1 protein-coding gene is annotated in these 3,091 nt (G+C 28.5%); it reads right to left on the bottom strand.

Translation table 11 applies throughout. The annotated features are described in order from the left end of the window. A partial coding sequence (locus Q0V09_RS09765) for a hypothetical protein (RefSeq protein ID WP_297489039.1) occupies positions 1-3,091 on the bottom strand: 3,091 nt, incomplete at both ends.

A 3,091-nucleotide genomic window follows, 5' to 3' on the forward strand; every position in this document is an offset into this window, starting at 1 on the left:
TAAAATCAGCACTCGAACTCTTATTGTTTTTATAAGCCAAACTTTTTTCAGCTAAGTTTTTTATCCTGTTGAAACTTTCATTAGGAACTATAGTTCCATCGGTACTAGAAACATCATAATTCAGTTCTAATGTTGTTAATATTTTTCCCATAAAAATCATAGTTTGAAGTTGTTTCAAACCGTAAACATTATCAGCATTTTCAGAAAATAATTTCATTATTCCAATAACATTACCAATGCTATTTTGTGTCTTTGTATCAAGACTAATCTTTTTCATATGATGTATTGTATTTTTTAAACCAGTTATTACTTTTTCTGTTTGAGATTTCAAATACGCACTCTCACTACGAGTCCTACTTTTATTTTCCAGAGATAAACGTGTAACATAATCTAAGTTAATTGTTTTATTCAAATTATAATTTCTTAGATACTTTTCAACAATATCGAAGTCTTTGTTTATAAGATTAGAAACTTCTTGTATATTGCTATCTTTGATTACAACATTAACAGATTCAGCTAATGAGTCGTTTTCTATTTTACCAAGTCCTTTTTTTAATATGCTCTTACCAAGAATACTTTTTTCCATTAATTTCTCATGAGATAAATACTCTTCGGTTTTATTTAGAATATAATCAGTAGTCTTCACTTTGTCTAAATCAAATACAACTCCATTGCTTATAGAATTAGCTATACTTCCAACAAGAACATCCATATTGAAATCTTGGTTTTTAACAAAAATCTTTTCTATTATTTCAGAGTTAGATAGATTTTGAAATACTGATCCTAAATAGTTATTTACCTTTTCTTGATTTCTAGTTTGGATATGGTCAATCAATTCATTGTATCCACTCATTCTTATCATATCTGAAATTCCAGTTCCTAATTTTAGCCCACCATCTTTTTTCTTATTAGCATTTGAGTTTACTCTTTCACTAGCAAGTTTTAAAAGTAACATTGGCCCATTTCCTATGGCAACTTTACCTTCTTTACCAAAAGCTTCAATAGAGGCATTGTTTACAATAAATGCGGTTTCTTCTTTTCCAAATTTATCATAGGTTTTACTATATGCTTTTTGCATAGCTGTTAATATTCCATAGTGAGACATTTCTCCAACAGCTTGTTTTCCATCTGGAGTATAATAAGAATATCCATATTTTTTAGTAACATCCTCAAATATCTTCTTACCTTTTTCAGTAAAAATCTTACTCATATTTTCTAATGGATCTTTAGATAACTCTAAAAACTTTTCAGCAGTTATACTTTCACCTTTTAAATCTTTAGTTAAATAAGTTTCATCTATAAAAACACCAAATTCTTTAGATAGCTTAACATCCACTTGTAAGTCTTTTAACAACTCTCCCATGTTGGCATTTAGCTCTTTTATACCTTGTTCTCCTAAATCTTCAAAGATGTTTGTAACAACAGTCTGTAAAGCTCCATGAATAAGCATTCCTGTCTGCTTTCTTCTCTCAGCTTTATTGTTAAATACAGCATCTATAAACTGTTCTCCATTTTTAGATTTTAATCTTAAGAAATCATAAACTTCTGAAACAGTATATTTAGCACCTATTGTTTGTTGTTTAGAACCTTGGTCTACACTAGCTATATTTTCTAAAGCTATTTCTATGGAACTGGTTTGAGAGTTATAGTCAATTCCTCCTATTCTGAATCCTACCTCTGGTTTTAATTCTAATAAATCTTTTGTATATTCATCATTAGTTATTTTAACTTTTCCAAACTTTCCACCAGCTTCAGATATTGCTCCCAGGGTTTTTTCAGCAGTTCCTAATAAATTCATTATTTTACTACTCACTGACATTCTTCCAGCTTCGTCATCAACAACTTTTCCTAATTTTGATTTACCTCCAAGTTGTTCATTAACATAATTGTGTAATTTTTTAAGTGAATCCATATCTTCACCTATGTTATTCTTTTCAGAAAATTCTAACAAATTATCATAAAAATCTGAATATTTATCTTTCCCTTCAATAGTTTTATAAAGTTTTTCATCTATTATTTTTTCAAATATAAGGTGTTGAGTTTCTTTAGTTGAAAGTAAATCATGTACTTCTTTTTTACTATATCCTAATGCATCATAATCAAGTTTATCTAAATCCAATATTACAGATTTATTCCTTATTGGATTAGTTGTTAGCTGTAATGATTTAGCAGCAGTCATACCTTCTTGGAATGAGGCTGTAAATGAGTTTAATTCACCTTCTTTTCCTATATTGGTATTAACATCTCCTATAGCAAAAGTTTTATAAGATTGTCCTCTAGTATATTCCATATCACTCATATTGTTATTAGTTCTTATATGTTCTATTGCATCAAGGACAACTTGTTCAGTTTGATAATGAGCAACTCTTTTACCTACTCCTGATGTCCCCATTCTTTTTAATAGTTGAGAATTGGCTTCTGATATTGTAGTTAGTTTTTTATCTCCATTAGCATTCCTAATTCTTAACGAAGCTTCACCAAGTAAATCTTGTGCTTGATAAGTTCTTTGAGTAACTTTATTAAAACTTAATCCCGACATCCCAAATCCAGGATGTCCCATATAAGAATCTCCGCCTATCATTCCAGTCTGTTTAGCAGATCCAGTGGTATTAACAATATCATCTCCATTGATAATAAGATTAAATACAGTATTATCCATTTTCTTTTTTAAAAGATTATGCATTAAATCTGTTTCACTAAAACCAGTTTCACCATCTTTTATTTTTTTACCTTTTATTTTATATTTATCTTCAAGTTCATCTACAATTTTATTATAGATATCAGTATAACTTTTGGCAGCTACTTTTTCTTCATATCTCCCATTACCAACTCTACTGTTACCTTTTTTTATAAACTCACCTTGTTCATCCATTTCAAAATATCTCTCTTTATTATTTCTATGGCCTTTCAAGATAGATATGTATCCTTTTAATTTTTCATTTTTTTCTAAATAATCATGGTCTTCAGGATTTAAAGTTTTCAGTATATTTCTAATTTTATTTTGTAACTCATAATTATCTTTATACATATTCATAGCACTTTGAATTTCTTTCTGAGCTTTAATATCCATCTCTTTCATAACTGCTTGATT

Source organism: uncultured Cetobacterium sp. (assembly GCF_947039425.1).
GTDB lineage: Bacteria > Fusobacteriota > Fusobacteriia > Fusobacteriales > Fusobacteriaceae > Cetobacterium_A.